Annotated in this window: 19 protein-coding genes; 12 read left to right on the top strand and 7 right to left on the bottom strand. The window is 74.0% G+C overall.

The window, feature by feature from the left end; all coding sequences use genetic code 11:
• Position 1 precedes the first annotated feature (1 nt).
• Complete coding sequence (locus tag OG710_RS26310; RefSeq protein WP_111339148.1) at positions 2-649, top strand: phosphatidylserine decarboxylase; 648 nt, start codon at positions 2-4, stop codon at positions 647-649.
• Complete coding sequence (pssA, locus tag OG710_RS26305) at positions 636-1,490, top strand: CDP-diacylglycerol--serine O-phosphatidyltransferase (RefSeq protein ID WP_241990146.1); 855 nt, start codon at positions 636-638, stop codon at positions 1,488-1,490. The genes OG710_RS26310 and pssA overlap by 14 nt, the downstream gene beginning before the upstream one ends.
• A 59-nt stretch (positions 1,491-1,549) precedes the next feature.
• Here the strand turns inward: pssA and OG710_RS26300 are convergent, their stop codons facing one another.
• On the bottom strand, positions 1,550-2,665 hold the full coding sequence (locus OG710_RS26300; RefSeq protein WP_330242348.1) for a glycerate kinase: 1,116 nt from the start codon (positions 2,663-2,665) through the stop codon (positions 1,550-1,552).
• Positions 2,666-2,791: 126 nt separating this feature from the next.
• Here OG710_RS26300 and OG710_RS26295 point away from each other — a divergent pair, with 126 nt between their 5' ends.
• Positions 2,792-3,283: an NUDIX hydrolase gene (locus OG710_RS26295; protein ID WP_330241536.1), complete on the top strand. Its 492-nt coding sequence runs from the start codon at positions 2,792-2,794 to the stop codon at positions 3,281-3,283.
• A 121-nt stretch (positions 3,284-3,404) separates the two neighbouring features.
• On the top strand, positions 3,405-3,605 hold the full coding sequence (locus OG710_RS26290; protein WP_111339145.1) for a DUF2191 domain-containing protein: 201 nt from the start codon (positions 3,405-3,407) through the stop codon (positions 3,603-3,605).
• Between the two features lie 30 nt (positions 3,606-3,635).
• Here OG710_RS26290 and OG710_RS26285 read toward each other — a convergent pair whose 3' ends face one another.
• Complete coding sequence (locus OG710_RS26285) at positions 3,636-4,220, bottom strand: CGNR zinc finger domain-containing protein (RefSeq protein ID WP_330241535.1); 585 nt, start codon at positions 4,218-4,220, stop codon at positions 3,636-3,638.
• Positions 4,221-4,318: 98 nt separating this feature from the next.
• Here OG710_RS26285 and OG710_RS26280 point away from each other — a divergent pair, with 98 nt between their 5' ends.
• On the top strand, positions 4,319-5,239 hold the full coding sequence (locus OG710_RS26280) for an alpha/beta fold hydrolase (protein ID WP_330241534.1): 921 nt from the start codon (positions 4,319-4,321) through the stop codon (positions 5,237-5,239).
• A gap of 236 nt (positions 5,240-5,475) precedes the next feature.
• Complete coding sequence (locus OG710_RS26275) at positions 5,476-6,060, top strand: TMEM165/GDT1 family protein (protein ID WP_330241533.1); 585 nt, start codon at positions 5,476-5,478, stop codon at positions 6,058-6,060.
• A gap of 65 nt (positions 6,061-6,125) precedes the next feature.
• On the opposite strand, the gene OG710_RS26270 is transcribed toward OG710_RS26275, so the two are convergent.
• A complete protein-coding gene (locus OG710_RS26270; protein WP_330241532.1) occupies positions 6,126-6,626 on the bottom strand; it encodes a methylated-DNA--[protein]-cysteine S-methyltransferase in 501 nt (166 codons plus the stop codon).
• Positions 6,623-8,110, bottom strand: a complete 1,488-nt coding sequence (locus OG710_RS26265) for an AlkA N-terminal domain-containing protein (RefSeq protein ID WP_330241531.1) — start codon at positions 8,108-8,110, stop codon at positions 6,623-6,625. Before OG710_RS26265 ends, OG710_RS26270 begins: the two co-directional genes overlap by 4 nt.
• Positions 8,111-8,217: 107 nt before the next feature.
• On the opposite strand from OG710_RS26265, the gene OG710_RS26260 reads away from it, so the two are divergent.
• From OG710_RS26260 to OG710_RS26250, 3 genes are all read left to right on the top strand, one after another.
• Positions 8,218-8,835 carry a TetR/AcrR family transcriptional regulator gene (locus tag OG710_RS26260; protein WP_330241530.1) on the top strand — a complete coding sequence of 206 codons (618 nt, stop codon included), beginning with the start codon at positions 8,218-8,220 and terminating at the stop codon, positions 8,833-8,835.
• A 37-nt stretch (positions 8,836-8,872) separates the two neighbouring features.
• Positions 8,873-10,528, top strand: coding sequence for an acyl-CoA dehydrogenase family protein (locus tag OG710_RS26255; RefSeq protein WP_330241529.1), 1,656 nt, complete (start codon positions 8,873-8,875; stop codon positions 10,526-10,528).
• A 125-nt stretch (positions 10,529-10,653) separates the two neighbouring features.
• A complete protein-coding gene (locus tag OG710_RS26250; protein ID WP_330241528.1) occupies positions 10,654-11,961 on the top strand; it encodes a hypothetical protein in 1,308 nt (435 codons plus the stop codon).
• A gap of 22 nt (positions 11,962-11,983) precedes the next feature.
• Here the strand turns inward: OG710_RS26250 and OG710_RS26245 are convergent, their stop codons facing one another.
• A complete protein-coding gene (locus OG710_RS26245; protein WP_330241527.1) occupies positions 11,984-13,417 on the bottom strand; it encodes a phytoene desaturase family protein in 1,434 nt (477 codons plus the stop codon).
• An 87-nt stretch (positions 13,418-13,504) separates the two neighbouring features.
• Between OG710_RS26245 and OG710_RS26240 the strand changes: the two genes are divergently transcribed.
• Positions 13,505-14,347 (top strand): nucleotidyltransferase domain-containing protein, encoded by an 843-nt coding sequence (locus OG710_RS26240; RefSeq protein ID WP_443064298.1) that lies wholly within the window; start codon positions 13,505-13,507, stop codon positions 14,345-14,347.
• Between the two features lie 44 nt (positions 14,348-14,391).
• On the opposite strand, the gene OG710_RS26235 is transcribed toward OG710_RS26240, so the two are convergent.
• A complete protein-coding gene (locus OG710_RS26235) occupies positions 14,392-15,222 on the bottom strand; it encodes an inositol monophosphatase family protein (protein ID WP_330241526.1) in 831 nt (276 codons plus the stop codon).
• Between the two features lie 74 nt (positions 15,223-15,296).
• The gene (locus tag OG710_RS26230; RefSeq protein ID WP_330241525.1) at positions 15,297-16,574 is read right to left on the bottom strand and encodes a lectin; all 1,278 of its coding nucleotides are present in this window, start codon (positions 16,572-16,574) and stop codon (positions 15,297-15,299) included.
• 254 nt (positions 16,575-16,828) lie between these two features.
• On the opposite strand from OG710_RS26230, the gene OG710_RS26225 reads away from it, so the two are divergent.
• Both OG710_RS26225 and OG710_RS26220 read left to right on the top strand, forming a co-directional pair.
• Positions 16,829-17,893 carry a lipoate--protein ligase family protein gene (locus OG710_RS26225; protein WP_330242346.1) on the top strand — a complete coding sequence of 355 codons (1,065 nt, stop codon included), beginning with the start codon at positions 16,829-16,831 and terminating at the stop codon, positions 17,891-17,893.
• A 207-nt stretch (positions 17,894-18,100) separates the two neighbouring features.
• Positions 18,101-18,820: a hypothetical protein gene (locus OG710_RS26220; protein WP_330242345.1), complete on the top strand. Its 720-nt coding sequence runs from the start codon at positions 18,101-18,103 to the stop codon at positions 18,818-18,820.
• Positions 18,821-18,823 lie beyond the last annotated feature (3 nt).

The raw sequence follows: 18,823 nt of genomic DNA, 5'->3' as shown, positions 1-18,823 counted from the left end.
CATGCCCGACAGTCATTCCTCTGCCTCACGCGGCCGGGTCCGCATCGCACGCGGAGCTTCGCCGTGGCTCCTGCCGACCGTCGCCACCGCCGCCCTCAGCCTGACCCGCGCCCGCCGGTCCGGCCGCTGGGCGGCCGTGGCCGTGCCCACCACCGCGCTCGCGGCGGGCATGCTCTGGTTCTTCCGGGACCCGGAGCGCGAGATCTCCAGGGGGCGCATCATCTCACCGGCCGACGGCGTGGTGCAGAGCATCATGCCGTGGAAGGACGGGCGTACTCGCGTAGCGATCTTCATGAGCCCGCTGAATGTCCACGTCAACCGGGCGCCGCTGGCCGGCACGGTGACGTCGGTGGAGCATGTGCCCGGTGGCTTCGTTCCCGCCTTCAACAAGGAGAGCGAGAACAACGAGCGCGTCGTCTGGCACTTCGACACCGAGCTGGGCGACATCGAGATGGTCCAGATCGCCGGGGCGGTTGCCCGGCGCATCGTGCCCTACGTGCCCCAGGGCACGAAGGTTGAGCAGGGTGAGCGCATCGGACTGATCCGCTTCGGTTCCCGCGTCGACATCTACCTTCCGGAAGGTGTGGACGTGGCGGTCGAGGTCGGCCAGCCCACCACCGCAGGGGTGACTCGCATTGACCGTGATTGATCCGGATACACAGACCGGCTGGGTGCCGGAGGCCGAGGCGGAGGACGACGCCGAGGACATGCCGCTCTCGCTGCGGCTGTCGATAGCGGACACCCTCACCCTCGGCAACGCGACCTGCGGGTTCATGGCGGTGTACTTCACCACCACGGGCATCCTGATCCCGCATCTGACGGGCAGCGACGAGAGCGGCATGGCGCGGCACTCCGCGGCCACCGCCGTGATCCTCATGCTCATGGCAGCGGTGTTCGACCTCTTCGACGGGCTCGTGGCCCGCAAGCTGCGGTCCTCGCCGATGGGTGCCGAGCTGGACAACCTCTCGGACCTGATCAGCTTCGGGCTCGCCCCGGCGTACTTCGTCCTCGTGTACGGCATGGTCGCGGACGACGCGCACCAGCGGGTCTCGGCGCTCGCGGCGATCGTGGTGCTGCTGGCGGTGGTGCTCAGACTCGCGCGGTTCTCCTGCGTGACGATGAAGGACGGCATGTTCCAGGGCATGCCGAGCCCCTTCGGAGCGCTCACGGTCATCTCGATCGTGCTCCTGGAGCTGCCCTTCGTCCCGACGCTGCTCGCGATCATCGGGGTGGCGTGGCTGATGGTCAGCCGGGTCGAGTACCCGAAGCCGCGGGGCGTCCTCGCGGTGGCGATGCTCGGCTGGATCGTGGCCGCGATGGGGTTCCTGGCGGCGTGGGCGCTGGACGCCCCCGGCGGCCAGCTGCTCCTGCAGACCGGCTGCGCGCTCCAGGTGGTCCTGGGTGCGGTCATCCCGCTCTTCGCGACCGCCCGCCGGGTGAACACCTTCCGCGGCAATCGCCGCGAGGCACGCGCGGCGCAGCTGCCGTAGCGGACGGTACGAACGACACGAGGGCCCGGATGCCGGCAAGGCATCCGGGCCCTTGCGCGTCAGGCCAGGTGGTCGCGGGCGATCGATTCCGCCACGCGTTCCAGCAGCGGCCCCGCCTGCGCCATGCACACCGCCGGGTCCGGCTCCAGCTCCGTCAGGGCGTACGCACGGCGGATGCCCGCCCCCGCCAGCGCCTCGGGCGTCAGCGCGAGGCGTCCGCAGACCGCCACCACGTCCACGCCGGCCGCGCGGGCCGCCGCCGCGACGCCCGCCGGGGCCTTGCCGTGCAGGGTCTGGGCGTCCAGGGAGCCCTCGCCCGTGATCACGAAGGTCGCCCGCTCCAGCGCCGGCCCGAAGCCGAGGACGTCGAGCATGACCTCGATCCCGGGCCGGAACCGCGCGCCGAGTGCGACGAGCGCGCCGTAGCCGATGCCGCCGGCCGCCCCGGCGCCGGGGAGCAGCGCCTGCTCGGGGCCGAGAAGGGAGGCGTAGTGGGTGAGGGCCGCGTCGAGGACCGCGATGTCGTCCTCGGTGGCGCCCTTCTGCCGGCCGTAGACCTCGGGGGCGCCGGTCGGGCCGGTGAGGGGGTTGTCGACGTCGCTGGCGAGGATCAGGTCGACGCCGGCGAGCCGGGGGTCGAGGCCGGAGAGGTCCGCCTCGGCGAGGTCCGCGAGGCCGCCGCCGCCCGGTCCGACCGGCTTGCCGTCCGCGTCGAGGAGGCGGGCGCCGAGGGCGCTGAGCATGCCGGCCCCGCCGTCCGTGGTCGCGCTGCCGCCGACGCCGAACACGATGGTCCGGGCGCCGGCCCCGATCGCCGCGAGCAGGAGTTCGCCGGAGCCGTACGTGGTGGCCGTGAGCGGGGCGAAGACCCCGGCGGGCAGATGCTGGAGGCCGGACGCCTCGGCCATCTCGACCACGGCGGTGGTGCCGCGCACCGCGTAGGCGGCGGTGACGGGGTCGCCCAGCGGTCCGGTGACGCGCGCCTCGCGGCGTTCGAAGCCGGCGGCCACCGCCGCGGCCACGGTGCCGTCGCCGCCGTCCGCCACGGGCAGGGTCTCCACCCGTACGCCGGGGACGACGCGCCGCAGCCCGGCCGTCACCCGCTCGGCGACCTGCACCGCCGTGAGCGAGCCCTTGAACTTGTCCGCCGCGACGAGTACGCGTGCGGTCTCCATCACTGCTCCGTCCGTCACCTTGATTCCCTTTGCATTCGAACAGGCAGTCGCGCCGCCCCGACCCTATCCGCAGCACCCCCTCCGTGCCCATGGTCTGATCGATCAAACTGCGCCTACGCTGACGGTGTGACCTCTACTGACTACGCCACGTACATCGCCGGTCTGCCCAAGGTGCTCGTGGGTGCCGCCTGCGTCTTCCGGGACTCGGCGGGCCGGGTGCTGCTCGTCGAGCCGAACTACCGCGAGGGCTGGACGCTGCCCGGCGGGACGGTCGAGTCGGCGGACGGGGAGAGCCCCAGGCAGGGCGCGCGGCGCGAGTCGCTGGAGGAGATCGGCCTGGACATCGCGCCGGGCCGGCTGCTGGTCGTGGACTGGGCGCGCGGCACCGGCCGGCCGCCGATCGTGGCGTACGTGTACGACGGGGGCGTGCTGGACGAGGAGCGGTTGGGGGCGATCCGGCTCCAGGAGTCGGAGCTGCTGTCGTGGAAGCTCGTCGAGCCGGCGGAGATCGACGACCATCTGCAGGGGGCGCGCGCCCACCGGGTGCGGGCGGCGCTCCGGGCGCTGGAGACCGGCACGGGCGCGGTGGAGCTGGAGGACGGCCTCCCGGTCGGCTGAGACCGGGCCGCACCGAGCAGGCCGCACCCTAGCCCGGCCGCACCCGAGCCCGGCCGCACCGGGCCGGTCCGGGTCGCGGGTTCGGGCCGGGCGGTCCCGGTGTGCCTGCTACCGTCGCGCCATGGCGAAGGTAGCGGTCAGTCTCGATGCGGAACTCGTGGTCGAAGTGATGGTGCTCGCGGGGGTCGGCAATCCGCAGGACGCCGTCGAACTCGTCGTGCGCGACTACATCGCCCGCGGCCACCGCACGGAGGCGCGTACCGCCGCGCGCGAGGAGCTGCTGCGCGAGGACGAGCCCAGGCCCCCGGAGGTCCAGGGCTGACCGCACACCGGCGCATGCGGCGGCCGCCCCTCAGCCGGGGCGGTCCTCCTTGTGGCGGGCGTAGTAGCGGGCGACCCGGGCCCGGTTGCCGCAGCGTGCGGCCGAGCACCAGCGGCGGCGGGGGTGGGCCGGCAGGAACAGCATCGTGCAGTCGTCCGCCTCGCACTCCCTGACGTCGCGCACGGCCGGGTCCGCGAGCAGCAGGACCACTTCTTCGGCGAGCGCCGCGGCGAGCCGTGTCCCGAGCGGCCCCGAGCGGCGGGGCTCCGCCGTCACGGTGCCGCCGTCCCACTCCGCGAAGCGGACGGCGGGAGCGGCGCGCTGCGCCTCGTTCAGCGCGTCCAGGTCGGCCGCGTCGGGCCGCTCCCCCCGACGGGCGGCGGCCAGGGCGCGCGCCGCACAGCTCCGCAGGGCGCGCAGGGCCGCCGCGTCGGCCGCGTCCGCCGTGTGCTCACCGGCGGCCCGGGGCAGCCGGTCCGCCTCCAGGGCCAGCCAGGCCCGCAGGCGCCCGGCGTCGGCGAGATGGTCGTAGGGCTCTCCCCCGGCCGCGTACGGCAGCGTGTTCAGCAGGTCCAGGGCGAGCGGTTCGCCGGTCAGGGGCTCAGGGCCAGTCATGCCACTAATGCTAACTCATTCACTTGACACATTAGTTGGCCACCTCGTAGAACTCCTCGGAGAGCTAATGCGTCATTCCATCGAGGAGGCATGTGAACATGGCGATCCAGACGGTTCCGCAGATCCGCCACCGGCACATCGAGGTCGACGGCGTACGGATCTTCTTCCGGGAGTCGATCCCGGTGGACGGCGCGGAGGACGCCCCGCCGCTGCTCCTGCTGCACGGCTTCCCCTCGGCCTCGCACCAGTTCCGCCGGCTGATGGACGCCCTCGGCGCCCGCTACCGGCTGATCGCGCCGGACTATCCGGGCTTCGGCCACAGCGACGCCCCGCTCTCCACGTCGGCCGGCGGCTCGTTCACGTACTCCTTCGACCGGCTCGCCGAGATCGTGGAGGGCTTCGTGCTGCGCCTCGGGCTGACGCGCTTCGCGATGTACGTGTTCGACTTCGGGGCGCCGGTGGGGTTCCGGCTCGCCACCCGCCACCCGGAGTGGATCGCCGGCCTGGTGGTGCAGAACGGGAACGCGTACGAGGAGGGGCTGTCCGCGCGGGCCCGCGACTTCATCGCGCTGCGGCGGGAGACCCCCGGCGCGGCCGACACCGTACGCTCCCTGCTGACGCTGCCCGCCACCCGCGGCCAGTACGAGGGCGGGACGGCCGATCCGGAGCTGGTGGCGCCGGACGGCTGGACGCTGGACCAGCACTTCCTGGACCTGCCCGGCCGCACCACGCCCCAGCTGGACCTGGCCTTCGACTACCACTCCAACCTGGCGCTCTACCCGCGCTGGCAGGAGTGGCTGCGGACGCACACCCCGCCGGCGCTGATCGTCTGGGGCGCGCACGACATGTTCTTCCCCGCGCCCGGCGCCCGCGCCTATCTGCGCGACCTCCCGGACGCCGAACCGCACCTCTTCGACACCGGGCACTTCGCACTGGAGGACCACCTCCCGCACATCGCCCCGCTGATCGCCGGTTTCCTGGACCGCGTCGGGGTCGCTCGCGCTCTTCCGGTAACATGAACGGCTGCGAAGGGGAGTAGCCCCGCAAACCGGTCGTCGACACACTGGAACCCCCGGGTTCCCGGTGGCCGGGCTCGTGGATCGGGATCATCACGGGCGGGCGAGACCTTCGGTCAGGTATGACACGCCCACGCCCCGTGGGCGGTGCCGTCATGCCGGGCCGAGTGGTCCTCCGAAACGCCCGAGCGGCACTTCGCGGAGATCCGGGGCCCGGCTCGTACAGAAAGCCACCCGGAATGCATCTCGACCCCCTGGCGATCATCACCGCTTTCGGGCTGATCTTCCTCGCCGAACTCCCGGACAAGACGATGTTCGCGTCGCTGGCGATGGGCACGCGCATGCGTCCGCTCTACGTCTGGTTCGGCACCTCCTCGGCGTTCATCGTGCACGTCGCCATCGCGGTGGGTGCGGGCGGGCTGCTCGGGCTGCTGCCCGACTGGATCGTCAAGCTCGTCTCGGCCTGCCTCTTCGCCTTCGGTGCCTTCATGCTGCTGCGCGGCGGCGGTGACGACGAGGACGACGAGACGGGCCCGAAGACGGTGACCGGCTTCTGGCCGGTGTACTCGACGGCGTTCATGGCGGTGTTCATCAGCGAGTGGGGTGACCTCACCCAGATCACGACCGCCAACCTGGCGGCGAGCAACGGCACCTGGTCCACCGCGATCGGCTCCGCCGCCGCCCTGATGTCGGTGTCCGCGCTGGCGCTGCTGGCGGGCCGGTTCATCGCCAAGCGCGTACCGCTCAAGACCGTCCAGCGCATCGGCGGCCTGTGCATGCTGGGGCTGGCGATCTGGACGGCGGTGGAGATCTTCACCGGCTGACCGGCGGGAGAACCGTACGGCGAGGGGCCCCGCACAGGCGTGTGCGGGGCCCCTCGCCGTGCCGCTCAGAACAGCGCCGGAGCGCTCCGTTCCGTGCCGTTCTCGAAGGCGAGCAGCCGTTGCTTGCGGTCCAGGCCGCCACCGTAGCCGGTGAGGCCGCCGGACGCCCCGATCACCCGGTGGCAGGGCACGACGATGCCGACCGGGTTCTTGCCGTTGGCCAGACCCACCGCACGGGAGGCGCCGGGCTTGCCGAGGTTCTCGGCGAGTTCCCCGTAGGTGCGGGTCTCGCCGTACGGGATGAGCAGCAGCTGCTCCCAGACGCTGCGCTGGAACGGGGTGCCGTCCAGGCGCAGCGGCAGGTCGAAGGCGCGCAGGTCACCGGCGAAGTAGGCGTCGAGCTGGCGCGCGGCCTCGGTGAAGGGGCGCGGGTCGGGCTCGCCGAAGGTCTCCTCGGGGGGCCGGTGGCGCTGGCCGGTCATGTAGAGGCCGGCCAGGACGCCGTCGGTGGCGACGAGGGTGAGCGGCCCGTAGGGGCTGTCCACGACGGTGTGCTGCCGGATCACGGGGTGCCTCCTGCGGCGGGAAGGTGGTTGATCGGGTGGTCGTCCACGGTCCAGAGGTACTGGACGGCGTACGCGCGCCAGGGGCGCCAGCCGGACGCGCGGGCGGTGAGGGCGGCCGGGGTCGCGGGCAGGCCGAGCTGCTGGGCGGCCCTGCGGATGCCGAGGTCGGTCGGCAGGAAGGCGTCCGGGTCGCCGAGGGCGCGCATGGCGACGACCTCGACGGTCCAGGGGCCGAAGCCGGGCAGCGCGGTCAGTTCGGCGCGGGCCCGCTCCCAGTCGGAGTCGGGGCCCAGCCGCAGTGAGCCGTCCGCGAGGGCGTGGACGAGGGTGGTGAGGGTGCGGCGGCGGCTGCGCGGCAGGGCCAGCCGCTCGGGGTCCAGGCCGGCCAGCGCCTTCGGGTCCGGGAAGAGATGGGTCAGCCCGCCCTCCGGGTCGTCCACGGGGGTGCCGTGGGCGGTGACGAGCCGGGCGGCGTGGGTGCGGGCGGCGGCGGTGGACACCTGCTGCCCGAGCACGGCCCGGACGGCGAACTCGGCGCCGTCCACGGTTCTGGGCACCCGGCGGCCGGGGGCGGCGTCGACCAGCGGGGCGAGCAGCGGGTCGGTGCGCAGCTGCCCGTCCACGGCGACCGGGTCGGCGTCCAGGTCGAGCAGCCAGCGGCACCGGCTGATGGCGAGGGTCAGGTCGCGCGGGTCGGTGAGGGAGAGCCGGCAGGCGATGTGGTCGGGGCGGGGGGTGAGCGCGACGATGCCGTGGCCGTGCGGCAGGTCGAGGGTGCGCCGGTAGGCCCCGTCGCGCCATTCCTCCACGCCGGGGACGGCGGTGGCGGCGAGGTGGCCGAAGAGGTTGCTCGGGTTGAGCGGTGCGCGGTACGGCAGGCGCAGGGCGATGACGCCGGGGGTGGCGGGCGGCGGGGCCGTGCGGGAGGCGCGGGCGCGCAGTTCGCCGGGGGCCAGGGCGAAGACCTCGCGGACGGTGTCGTTGAAGGTGCGGACGGAGGTGAACCCGGCCGCGAAGGCCACCTCGGCCATGGGCAGGGCGGTCGTCTCGATGAGCACCCGGGCGGTCTGGGCGCGCTGGGCGCGGGCCAGGGCGAGCGGCCCGGCGCCCAGTTCGGCGAGCAGCTGGCGCTCGATCTGGCGGGGCGAGTAGCCGAGGCGGGCGGCGAGGCCCGGTACGCCTTCGCGGTCCACGACCCCGTCCCGGATGAGCCGCATGGCGCGGGCGACGGAGTCGGCGCGGGCGTTCCAGGCGGGCGAGCCGGGGCTGGTGTCGGGCCGGCACCGTTTGCAGGCCCGGAACCCGGCCTGCTGACAGGCGGCCGCGCTCGGGTAGAACGTCATGTTCTCGGCCTTGGGCGGGACGACGGGGCAGCTCGGCCGGCAGTAGATCCGGGTGGTCAGGACGGCCGTGAAGAACCAGCCGTCGAAGCGGGCGTCCTTGGACCGTACGGCCCGTACGCAACGCTCGGTGTCGGTGTGCATGGTTCAAGGATGGTTCACGGAAGGGGCCCAGGCTGGCGGAAATCCGACATGGGCGTCGCGCCGTCCGGACCATGGCGTGAAGCTCTGAATGGTGGTTCACTTCATTCATGGCCTACCGCAGGACACCCGCCGAGATCAGTCGGCTCGAAGCAGCCAGGGAGCACCTCGTCGCCTGTGCCACCGCGGTCGTGACCGAGGTGGGCTGGGCGCAGGCGTCGGTGACCGCCGTCGCCGACGCGGCCGGTATCGCGGCCGGTTCCGTCTACCAGCACTTCCCGTCCAAGGCGGCGCTGGCGGTCGAGGTGTTCCGGCGCGCCGCGGGACGCGAGGTGGAGGTTCTGGGCGAGGTGCTGCACGGGCCGGGCACCCCGGTCCAGCGGCTGGCCGGCGGCGTGGAGGTCTTCGCCCGCCGGGCGCTGGAGAACCGCGGACTGGCCTACGCGCTGCTCGCCGCCCCGGCCGATCCGGCGGTGGGCGCCGAGCGGCTGGAGTTCCGCCGCCGTTACCGGGCGCTGTTCGCGGAGGTCGTCCGCCAGGGCATCGAGGACGGCCTGCTGCCCGCGCAGAACGGCGAGATCACCGCCGCCGCGCTCACCGGCGCGGTCGGCGAGGTCCTGGTCGACCCGCTCGGCGCCCGCGACGAGGCGACCGCCGGGGCGCTGCTCACCGAACTGGTCGCCATGGCCCTGCGCTGCGCGGGCGCCCCGCCCGTCGCCGGCCGCTGACCGATCCGCGTACCCCCTCATCCACCCGGAGGTTCCCGTGTCCACGACCGCTCCCACCGGCTCCCCCGGCGCCGCGACCCACGAAGTGACCAATCAGACCCCGCCGTTGACCGGGTACGACGCGGCCGAGGACGCGGTCCTCCTGGAGGGCCTGCGCCGCGAGGGCGCCGCCTGGCACACCGAGGAGCTGCACCGTGTCGGCCGCCTCGTCGGCAGCGCCCAGGCCCAGGAGTGGGCCGAGCAGGCCAACGTCAACGGGCCCGTGCTGCGCACCCACGACCGCTACGGCAACCGTGTGGACGAGGTCGACTTCCACCCCGCCTACCACCACCTCATGAACGCCTCGGTGGGCGCGGGCCTGGCCGGTGCCGCCTGGGCCGACGAGCGCCCCGGCGCCCATGTCGCGCGCGCGGCCGGCTTCATGCTGATGTCCACGCTGGAGGCCGGCCATCTGTGCCCCGTCTCCATGACGTACGCCGTCGTCCCCGCCCTGCGGCACGCCCCCGACCTGGCCAAGGTGTACGAGCCGCTGCTCACCTCCCGGGTGTACGAGGCCGGGCTGCGGACGCCCGCCGACAAGGCGGGGCTGCTCGCCGGCATGGGCATGACGGAGAAGCAGGGCGGCACCGATGTGCGCGCCAACACCACGGCGGCCACCGAGGCCGGTGACGGCACCTGGCGGCTGCGCGGGCACAAGTGGTTCACCAGCGCCCCGATGAACGACCTGTTCCTGGTGCTCGCCCAGGCACCGGGCGGGCTCTCCTGCTTCCTGGTGCCGCGCGTCCTGCCGGACGGCAGCCGCAACACCTTCCGCATCCAGCGGCTCAAGGACAAGCTCGGCAACCGCTCCAACGCCAGCGGCGAGCCGGAGTTCGACGACACGGTCGCCTGGCTCGTCGGCGCCGAGGGCAAGGGGGTGCGCACCATCATCGAGATGGTGACGATGACCCGGCTGGACTGCGTCCTCGGTTCGGCGGCCGGCATCCGGGCCGCGCTCGCCCAGGCCGCCCACCACGCCCGCCACCGCTCGGTGTTCGGCGCCACGCTGATCGACCAGCCGCTGATGCGCAACGTGCTCGCCGACCTCGCGGTCGAGTCGGAGGCCGCCACCACGCTCGCGCTGCGGCTGGCCGGGGCCGCCGACCGGGCGCAGCGGGGCGACGCCGGTGAGCGGGCGTTCCTGCGGCTGGCCACGGCGGTGTCCAAGTACTGGGTGTGCAAGCGGCAGCCGGTCGCGGTCGCCGAGGCGCTGGAGTGCCTCGGCGGCAACGGCTACGTGGAGGACTCGGGCCTGCCGCGCATGTACCGGGAGGCGCCGCTCAACGGCATCTGGGAGGGGTCGGGCAATGTGAACGCGCTGGACCTGCTGCGGGCACTGGCGCGGGAGCCGGAGTCCCTGGAGGCGTTCGGCGCCGAGGTCGGGGCCGCCTCGGGGGCGGACCGCCGGCTGGACGCGGCCTGGCGGGAGCTGCGCGATGAGCTGGTGCTGACGGAGGACGCCCCGCTGCGGGCCCGGCGGCTGATCGAGCGCGCGGCGCTGGTGCTGCAGGGCTCGCTGCTCGTGCGGCACGCCCCGGCTGCGGTGGCGGACGCGTTCTGCGCGTCCCGGCTGGCCGGTGACCGGGGGCTGGCGTTCGGCACCCTGGCCCCGGACACGGACTTCGCGGGGCTGCTGGAACGCCTGCCGGCGTAGGGCTTGCCCGGCGGACCAGGGCCAGGGCGGGGGCGACCGGCTCCCGTTCGGCCCAGTCCGGCTCGCGCCGGTCCGGTGGGCCACGTTGCCTGGCAGTCAGGTACACGGGACCGGCGGGAGGCGCGGTGGAGGGCATCGACGGGAGTGACGGCTCACCGTCCGGGGAGGTGCGGGCGCTCCGGGACCGCGTGGCCGCGCTCGAAGAGGAGCGGGTCCGGCCGCCCCGGCATCGCGGCCGGTCCTTCCTCGCCGCCGTCCTGATCGTCCTCGGCTGTCTGCTCGCCCCGCTGTCGGTGGTCGCCGTCTGGGCGTCCGACCAGGTCGCGGACACCGACCGGTACGTGGCCGCGGTCGCCCCGCTGGCCTCCGACCCGGCGGTGCGGGACGCCGTGGCCGACCGGGTGACCGACGCCCTGATGACCAGGATCGACCTCTCCACGCTGCTGTCCGGCGTGGCGCCCGCCGACCGGCCCCGGCTGGAGAAGGCGCTGGGCCGGGCGGGCGGTGCGCTGCAGGACGCGCTGCGCGGCTTCGTGCACGACCGGGCGCGCGAGGTCGCCGCGTCGGACGACTTCGAGCGGCTGTGGACCGAGGCCAACCGGCGGGCCCACAGCACCGTGGACAAGGCGCTCACCGGCAAGGGCGGCGGGGCGGTGGAGCTGACCGACGACGCGGCCGTGCTCGACCTTGGGCCCGTCGTGGACCAGGTCGAACAGCGGCTGGTGGACCGCGGCCTGACGGCGGCCGGGCATCTCCCGGAGGTCCACACCCACATCACGCTCGTCCGGTCCGAGGCCATCGGCGAGGCCAGGACGTATCTGCGGGTGCTGCAGTTCCTGGGCAACTGGCTGCCCGTGATCGCGGTGCTGCTGATCGCCGGGGGCGTCCTGCTCGCGGTGCGGCGGCGCCGGGCCCTGGTCGCCGGGGCGCTGGGCGCCGCGTTCACGGCCGGGGTGCTGGGGATCGGGCTGCGGGTCTTCCGGGCGGTGTATCTGGACGCCCTGCCGGCCGGGGTGTCACCGGGGGCGGCGGGCGCGGTCTACGACGCGATGACCCGGTTCCTGGGGACGACGGTGCGGATGGTCGTGGCGGTCGGGGTGGTCGTCGCGCTGTCCGCGTGGCTGACCGGGCCGGGCCGCCGCGCCGGGACCGTGCGGGGGCTGTGGACGTCCGGCATCGGGGCGGCGCGCGCCACCGCCGAGGGGGCGGGGCTGCGCACGGGCCCGGTGGGGCCGTTCGTCCGGCGGTTCCGGGCCTGGATCACCTGGCTGCTGGTGGCGGGCGCGCTCCTGGTCTGGCTGCTGTGGGCGCATCCCACGGGCTGGGTGGTCGTCGGGATCGCGCTGTGTCTGCTGTTCCTGCTGGCCGTCGTGGAGTTCCTGGCGGCGGGGGCGCCCGCCCCGGACCGGGAGCGGGCCGCCGCGTCCGGCTGACCGGCGCGGCACCCGGCGCGGGTCAGCGGCGGACCGGCTCCCCGGCCTGCCGCAGCCGGCGCCAGACCGCCTTCGCCGCATGGTGCCCGGACATGCCGTGCACGCCGGGGCCGGGCGGGGTCGCCGAGGAGCAGAGGAAGACCGCCGGGTGGGCGGTGGCGTACGGGATGCGGGCGAGCTTGGGGCGGATGACGGTCTGGAGGCCCGCGAAGGCGCCGCAGGCGATGTCCCCGTCCACGTAGTTGGCGTTGCGCCGGGCGAGGGTGGGCGGGCCCGCCACGGCGCGGGCGAGCACGAGGTCGCGGAAGCCGGGGGCGAACCGCTCCAGCTGGCGTTCGACCACGTCGGTGGCGTCGCCCTCCCAGCCGGCCGGGACGTGTCCGTACACCCAGAAGACGTGCTTGCCCTCCGGGGCGCGGGAGGGGTCGACGAGGCCGGGCTGAGCGGTGATCAGGAACGGGACGCGCGGGTCGAGGCCGGTGACCGCGCGGCGCAGGGCGTCGTCGATCTCCCCGGCGGTGGGCCCGATGTGCACCGTGCCGGCCCGGCGGGCCTCCTCGGCGGTCCAGGGCACCGGGCCGGAGAGCGCGTAGTCGATCTTGAAGCAGGAGGCGCCGTAGCGGTAGTCCCGGTAGGCGCGGCCCAGGCCGGCGATCCGGGCGAGCGCGGTCGGCGAGGTGTCGAAGACGTAGGCGCGGGCCGGCGGCAGTTCGTCCAGGCGCCGGACCTCCGTACCCGTCCTGATGGTGCCGCCCAGCTCCCGCAGGTATCCGGCGAGGGCGTCGGAGATGGCCTGGGAGCCGCCGCGCGGGACCGGCCAGCCCCGCTCGTGGGCGGCGAGCGCGAACAGCAGGGCGATGCCGCCCGTGGCGAGGCCGGTCGTGGGCGCGATGGCGTGGGCGGCGAGCCCGGCCAGGAGACCGCGCGCCTTCTCGCCCCGGAAGCGGCGGGAGAGCAGCGTGGCGGGCTGGAGCGCGTCGAGCCCGAAGCGGGCCCAGCGGTACGGGTCGCGGGGCAGCCCGTCCCACGGGGTGCGCAGGAAGTCCTGCGCGAGGGTGTCCCAGTGGCCGAGGTAGGGGGCGAGGAGGCGGCGGTAGGCGCCCGCGTCGCCGGAGCCGAGCGCCATGGCCGTCTCGCCGACCGACTTGGCGAGCACGGCGGCGGTGCCGTCCGGGAAGGGGTGGGCGAGGGCGAGGGGCGGCTGGAGCCATTCCAGGCCGTGCCGGGCGAGCGGCATCGTGTCGAAGGCGGGCGAGCCGATGGCCAGGGGGTGCACCGCCGAACAGGGGTCGTGCCGGAAGCCGGGGAGCGTCAGCTCCTCCGTACGCGCTCCGCCGCCCACTTCGGGGCCGGCTTCGAAGACCTCTACGGCGAAGCCCCTGCGGGCCAGTTCGACCGCGGCGGTCAGTCCGTTGGGGCCCGCGCCCACCACGACCACATCGAGCATCGACGGCACCTTCGGACTCCTTTGTCAGCCGACGGTCAAAGCACCCAGGATATTCGCAGGCACCGACAGCCGGAGGGCCGGTAGTGTCCCAGCCCTATGACCTCGGACAACGCACCCACCACGCCCTGCGCCCCGCCCGACCGGATCGCCGCGATGGCGGCACGGCTCACCCAAGTGCCCGGTATCCGGGCCGTCATGCTCGGCGGCAGCCGGGCCCGCGGCACCCATCGCCCCGACTCCGACTGGGACCTGGGCCTCTACTACCGGGGGACGCCGGATGTCGCGGCCCTCGCCGCGCCGGCCGCCGCGTTCCAGGGCTCCCCGGTCGAGGTGGCCGGGCCGGGCGGCTGGGGGCCGTGGGTCGACGGCGGGGCGTGGCTGCGGGTGGACGGCGTCCAGGTGGACTGGATTCTGCGCGACCTGGACCGGGTCGAGCGGGTCTGGGACGACTGCCGGGCGGGCCGGTTCGAGGTGGGGGTGCAGCCGGGCCATCCGCTCGGGTTCTGGTCCCCCGCCTATCCGGGCGAGGTCGCCCTCGGGCGCGTACTGTCCGATCCGGACGGGGAGTTGACGGCGTTGCGGGCGCAGACGTCGGTCTACCCGGAGCCGCTGCGCGCGGCGCTGGCCGGGGCGGCCTGGGAGGCGGAGTTCGCGGTCGCGGCGGCCCGTAAATCGGCGCCGTCCGGCGACCGGCTGCACGTCTCGCTCTGTCTGTCCCGCGCGTTCGGCGTCCTCACCCAGGCGCTCCACGCCCACCATCGCACCTGGTGCCTCAACGAGAAGGGGGCGCTGGCCGCGGCCGCCGCGCTGCCCCGCACCCCGGCCGGTTTCGCGGACCGGGTGGACGCGGCCCTGCGGGGGCTGGACACGGCGGCGGTGGAGACGGCGTCGGAGGTCGTGCGCGAGGTGCGGGCGGTGCTGGGGGCGGCGGCGGGCTGACCCGGCGGCGGCCGGCCGCGCGCCGCCGCCCCCGGTCGGGCGGGTCAGGCGCCTTCGCGCAGGGCCGTCAGGATGCGGTCGGCGGTGGCCCGGTCGCGGGCGGCGGTGAAGGGCATGGCGTTGCCCCCGGCGATCCGGAACGGCCCCCCGGAGAGCGTGAGGTGAGCACCGCCCGCCTCGGCGACCAGCAGAAGCCCGGCCGCGTGGTCCCAGGCGTACTCCCAGTCGTAGACCAGGGCGTCGACCTCGCCGCGGGCGACGGCCAGGTATTCGAGGCCGGCCGAGCCGCAGGGGCGCAGGGCCGCGAAGCCCTCGGTGCGCAGCCCGCGCAGGGCGCGCTTCTGCTCGTCGGTGGTGTAGTCGGGGTGCGACATCGCCACGTGCAGTACGGTGCCGGGTTCCGGGGAGCCGGAGCGTATCGGGGTGCCGTCCAGGGTCGCGCCCCGGCCCCGGACGGCGACGGCCATCTCGTCGAGGGCGGGGGCGTAGGTCCAGGAGGCCAGCACCTCGCCCCGGTGGGCCAGTGCCACCAGGGTGCAGAAGCCGGGCTCGCCGCGTACGAACTGGCGGGTGCCGTCCACCGGGTCGACGATCCACACGGGGGCGTCGCCGCTCAGCGCCTCGTACACGGCCGGGTCGGCGTGCACCGCTTCCTCGCCGACGACCACCGAGCCGGGCAGCAGCCGGGCCAGGGAGTCGGTGAGGTGTTCCTCGGCGCGCCGGTCGGCGACGGTCACCAGGTCGTGGGGGCCGTTCTTCTCGACGATCTCGTCGGCGGCGAGCTGCCGGTAGCGGGGCATGATCTCGGCGGCGGCCGCTGCGCGGACCGCCGCCTCGACCCTGGTCAGGTCACCGTTGAGGAAGTCATCGATCATGCCCCCAGCCAATCATGCGGGCGTGCGGGGTGCGCCGGGGGGCCGGGCCCGACCGGCCGTTCACCTCGTCCCGGTCAGCCGTTCACCGTCCACTTCTGGTTGGCGGTGCCGGCGCAGGTCCAGATCTGGAGCGGGGTGCCGTTGGCGGAGTTGTTGCCGGTCACGTCCAGGCACTTGTTCGCCTGCGGGTTGACGATGTCGCGTGCGCCGCTGATCGCCCATTTCTGCGCGGCCGTTCCGTTGCAGTCCCACAGTTGCACCCGGGTGCCGTCCGCGGTGCCGCCGGAGGCGACGTCGAGGCACTTGCCGAGGGCCCGGATCGTGCCGTCCGCGCCGACGGTCCAGCGCTGTGCGGCGGTGCCGTTGCAGTCGTAGAGCTGGACGGGGGTGCCGTTGGCGGTGCCGGCCGCGGCGACGTCCACGCACTTGCCGGCCAGGCCGGTGATCCGGCCGCCCGTGCCGCCCTGGCTGTCGCTGGTGGTGACGCGTACGTGGTCGACGACGAGCGTGCCGGGGAGAGGGGTGCTCGCGTCGGGGTCGCCGGGCCAGTAGCCGCCGACCGCCAGGTTGAGGATGAGGAAGAACGGCTTGTTGAAGGCCCAGGTGTTGCCGCCGGTGTCGGCGGGGGTGCGGTGCTGGTAGACGTTGCCGTCGACCGACCAGGTGATCGAGTCGGGGGCCCAGTCGACGGCGAAGGTGTGGAAGGCGTCGGCGAACGCCTGGCCGCCCGGCAGGGTGTAGCCGGCGCCGATGCCGCCGGAGCCGGAGTAGCCGGGGCCGTGCAGGGTGCCGTGGACGGTGGAGGGTTCGAAGCCGACGTTCTCCATGACGTCGATCTCGCCGGAGTTGGGCCAGCCGACCTGCCCGATGTCGTTGCCGAGCATCCAGAAGGCGGGCCACATGCCCTGGCCGCGCGGGATCTTCATGCGCGCCTCGACGTGTCCGTACGCCTGGCTGAACCTGCCGGAGGTGTTCAGCCGTGCCGAGGTGTACTGGCAGGTGCCGTACCAGCACTGGTAGTTGGCCGGGTTTTCCTTGCGGGCGGTGATGACGAGGTGGCCCTGCCCGTCCAGCGCGGCGTTCTTGTTGCCGGAGGTGTAGTACTGCCGCTCGTGGTTGTTGACGTTGTCGCCGGTCTCGATCTGCCATTTGCCGCTGTCCACGGCGGCGCCCGCAGGGCCGTCGAACTCGTCGGCGAACGTCGTCGTGGCCGCCGCGGCGGCCCGGGTCATCGGCGCGGCGTCCGCCGGGCCGGGACCTCCGGCACCGGCCAGTCCCGCGGTGGCGAGGGCGAGGGCGAGGGCCGGGAGTACGGAGCGCGGCAGGCGCCGCGAAAGGCGTGGGGAGTCCATGACTCTCCCTTCCGGGGTGTGAGGGGGGAAGGGGGTACCGAGCACTTGGTTCGCTACGTGATTTAAGAAGTGAAGAAAGGGGCTGTCAAGACTCTGGTACGGACCACAGGAGTCGAAGCGACGGTGGCACCGGCGCGGCGCGCCGCGCGGCGGGTCCGGGCGCGGCCGGCGGACTATTCCGTGGGACCGTGGCGTTGTCGCAGGCCGGGGCCCGTACGTCGGCGAGCGGGCCGGGCGGAAGTGGAGGCAGGACCGTGCACGGTGAGTACAAGATCCCCGGCGGCAAGCTGGTCGTGGTGGACCTGGAGGTCGAGGGCGGGGCGCTGCGGAACGTCCGGGTGGCCGGGGACTTCTTCCTGGAGCCGGACGAGGCGATCCTCGCGATCGACGCGGCGCTGGAGGGCGCCCCGGCGACGACGGACACGGTGGCCCTGGCGGCCAGGATCGACCGGGCGCTCCCGGAGTCCACGGTGATGCTCGGCCTCACGTCGGAGGGCGTCGCCGTCGCCGTGCGCCGGGCGCTGGCCCAGGCCACGGAGTGGAGCGACTACGACTGGCAGCTCATCCACGAGGCCCCGCAGTCCCCCGCGCTGCACATGGCGCTGGACGAGGTCATCACGGCGGAGGTGGCGGCGGGGCGGCGGCCGCCGACGCTGCGGGTGTGGGAGTGGGACTCCCCGGCGGTGATCATCGGCAGTTTCCAGTCGCTGCGCAACGAGGTGGACGCCGAGGGCGTGGAGCGCCACGGCGTCACGGTCGTGCGCCGGATCTCCGGGGGCGGCGCGATGTTCGCGGAGCCGAGCAGCACCATCACGTACTCGCTGGCGGTGCCCCAGTCCCTCGTCTCCGGGCTGTCCTTCGCCGACAGCTACGCGTATCTGGACGACTGGGTGCTCGAAGCGCTGGGCGACATGGGCATCAAGGCGTGGTACCAGCCGCTCAACGACATCGCCACCGAGGTCGGCAAGATCGCCGGCGCCGCGCAGAAGCGCGTGGTCGGTCCGGACGGGGGCCCCGGCGCGGTGCTGCACCACGTGACCATGTCGTACGACATCGACGCCGACAAGATGCTGGAGGTGCTGCGCATCGGCAAGGAGAAGATGTCCGACAAGGGCACGAAGAGCGCCAAGAAGCGGGTGGACCCGCTGCGCCGGCAGACCGGGCTGCCTCGCCAGGCCGTGATCGAGCGGATGATCGAGTCCTTCCGCAACCGGCACGGTCTGACGCGGGGCGGGGTGACGCCCGAGGAGCTGGCCAGGGCGCAGGAACTGGTCCGTACGAAGTTCGCGGACGACGCGTGGACCGCCCGCGTGCCGTAGGGTCCGGCGCCCCAGCCCGATCCGAACGGGCGGCGTTCACTCCTCCGGCGTACGCTCGACGGGACGGGACCGCGGTCACCCGGCAGTCCCCCACGACCCTCGCTCCGAGGAGGCGACGTGACCGGTTCATCTTCGGGCCACCACGCGGAATCGGGCCGCCGCTCCGTGTGGCGCCGACGCCCGGCGGCGTGGGCCGCGGCGGTGCTGATGGCCGCCGCGGGCGGCGGCGCGCTCGGCGGCGTGGCCCATGCGGAGGACATCGACCATCTGACCGCCCAGCAGATCGCCGACCGCTCGCGCGACGCGCTGCTCGAAGCGCGGTCGGTGCATGTGACCTCGCGCGGCGACCTCGGCGAGGACGGCAGGTCCATGTCCCTGGATCTCACCGTGGACCGGGACGGCAACTGCAACGGCTCGGTGGACCTGGGCGAGAGCCGCGGTTCGGTGCTGATCGTCAAGCGCGGTGACGACGTGTGGCTCAAGCCGGACGCCGGCTTCTGGAAGAACCAGGTGCCGAACGGCGGTTCGGCCTTCGCTGCCATCGTCGGGGACCGCTATCTGAAGGCGCCCGCCGACAGCCCCCGGCTGCGCGGCCTGACGAAGACGTGCGACCTCAACACCGTGCAGAAGCTGGTCAGCGACAACGCGAACGACGACAGCGGCACCCTCAACAAGGGTGCGAAGACCACCCTCGGCGACACCCCCGTCGTGCCGCTGACCCGGATGCGCGGCGACATGACGCTGACCGTGGACGTGGCGGCGACGGGCAAGCCGTACCCGCTGCGGCTCACCCTGAACGGCGGCGACGGCACCGACGCGGTGGTGAACCTCTCCGACTTCGACGTGCCCGTCCCCCGGAACACGCCGTCGCCCTCGGAGTCGTACGACGTCAGCGCCCTGCTGGGCCGGACCTCCTCCCCGGTGTGAGCG

Source organism: Streptomyces sp. NBC_00525, assembly GCF_036346595.1.
In the GTDB taxonomy this organism is placed as follows: Bacteria; Actinomycetota; Actinomycetes; order Streptomycetales; family Streptomycetaceae; genus Streptomyces.
This window is presented reverse-complemented; position numbering and strand designations above follow the sequence as displayed.

Excerpts from the sequence above, each read along its gene's own strand:
- OG710_RS26310 (WP_111339148.1), top strand. The coding sequence starts at position 2 with ATGCCCGACAGTCATTCCTCTGCCTCACGCGGCCGGGTCCGCATCGCA.
- OG710_RS26300 (WP_330242348.1), bottom strand. The coding sequence starts at position 2,665 with ATGGAGACCGCACGCGTACTCGTCGCGGCGGACAAGTTCAAGGGCTCG.
- OG710_RS26290 (WP_111339145.1), top strand. The coding sequence starts at position 3,405 with ATGGCGAAGGTAGCGGTCAGTCTCGATGCGGAACTCGTGGTCGAAGTG.
- OG710_RS26285 (WP_330241535.1), bottom strand. The coding sequence starts at position 4,220 with ATGACTGGCCCTGAGCCCCTGACCGGCGAACCGCTCGCCCTGGACCTG.
- OG710_RS26280 (WP_330241534.1), top strand. The coding sequence starts at position 4,319 with ATGGCGATCCAGACGGTTCCGCAGATCCGCCACCGGCACATCGAGGTC.
- OG710_RS26275 (WP_330241533.1), top strand. The coding sequence starts at position 5,476 with ATGCATCTCGACCCCCTGGCGATCATCACCGCTTTCGGGCTGATCTTC.
- OG710_RS26265 (WP_330241531.1), bottom strand. The coding sequence starts at position 8,110 with ATGCACACCGACACCGAGCGTTGCGTACGGGCCGTACGGTCCAAGGAC.
- OG710_RS26260 (WP_330241530.1), top strand. The coding sequence starts at position 8,218 with ATGGCCTACCGCAGGACACCCGCCGAGATCAGTCGGCTCGAAGCAGCC.
- OG710_RS26240 (WP_443064298.1), top strand. The coding sequence starts at position 13,505 with ATGACCTCGGACAACGCACCCACCACGCCCTGCGCCCCGCCCGACCGG.
- OG710_RS26235 (WP_330241526.1), bottom strand. The coding sequence starts at position 15,222 with ATGATCGATGACTTCCTCAACGGTGACCTGACCAGGGTCGAGGCGGCG.
- OG710_RS26230 (WP_330241525.1), bottom strand. The coding sequence starts at position 16,574 with ATGGACTCCCCACGCCTTTCGCGGCGCCTGCCGCGCTCCGTACTCCCG.
- OG710_RS26220 (WP_330242345.1), top strand. The coding sequence starts at position 18,101 with ATGGCCGCCGCGGGCGGCGGCGCGCTCGGCGGCGTGGCCCATGCGGAG.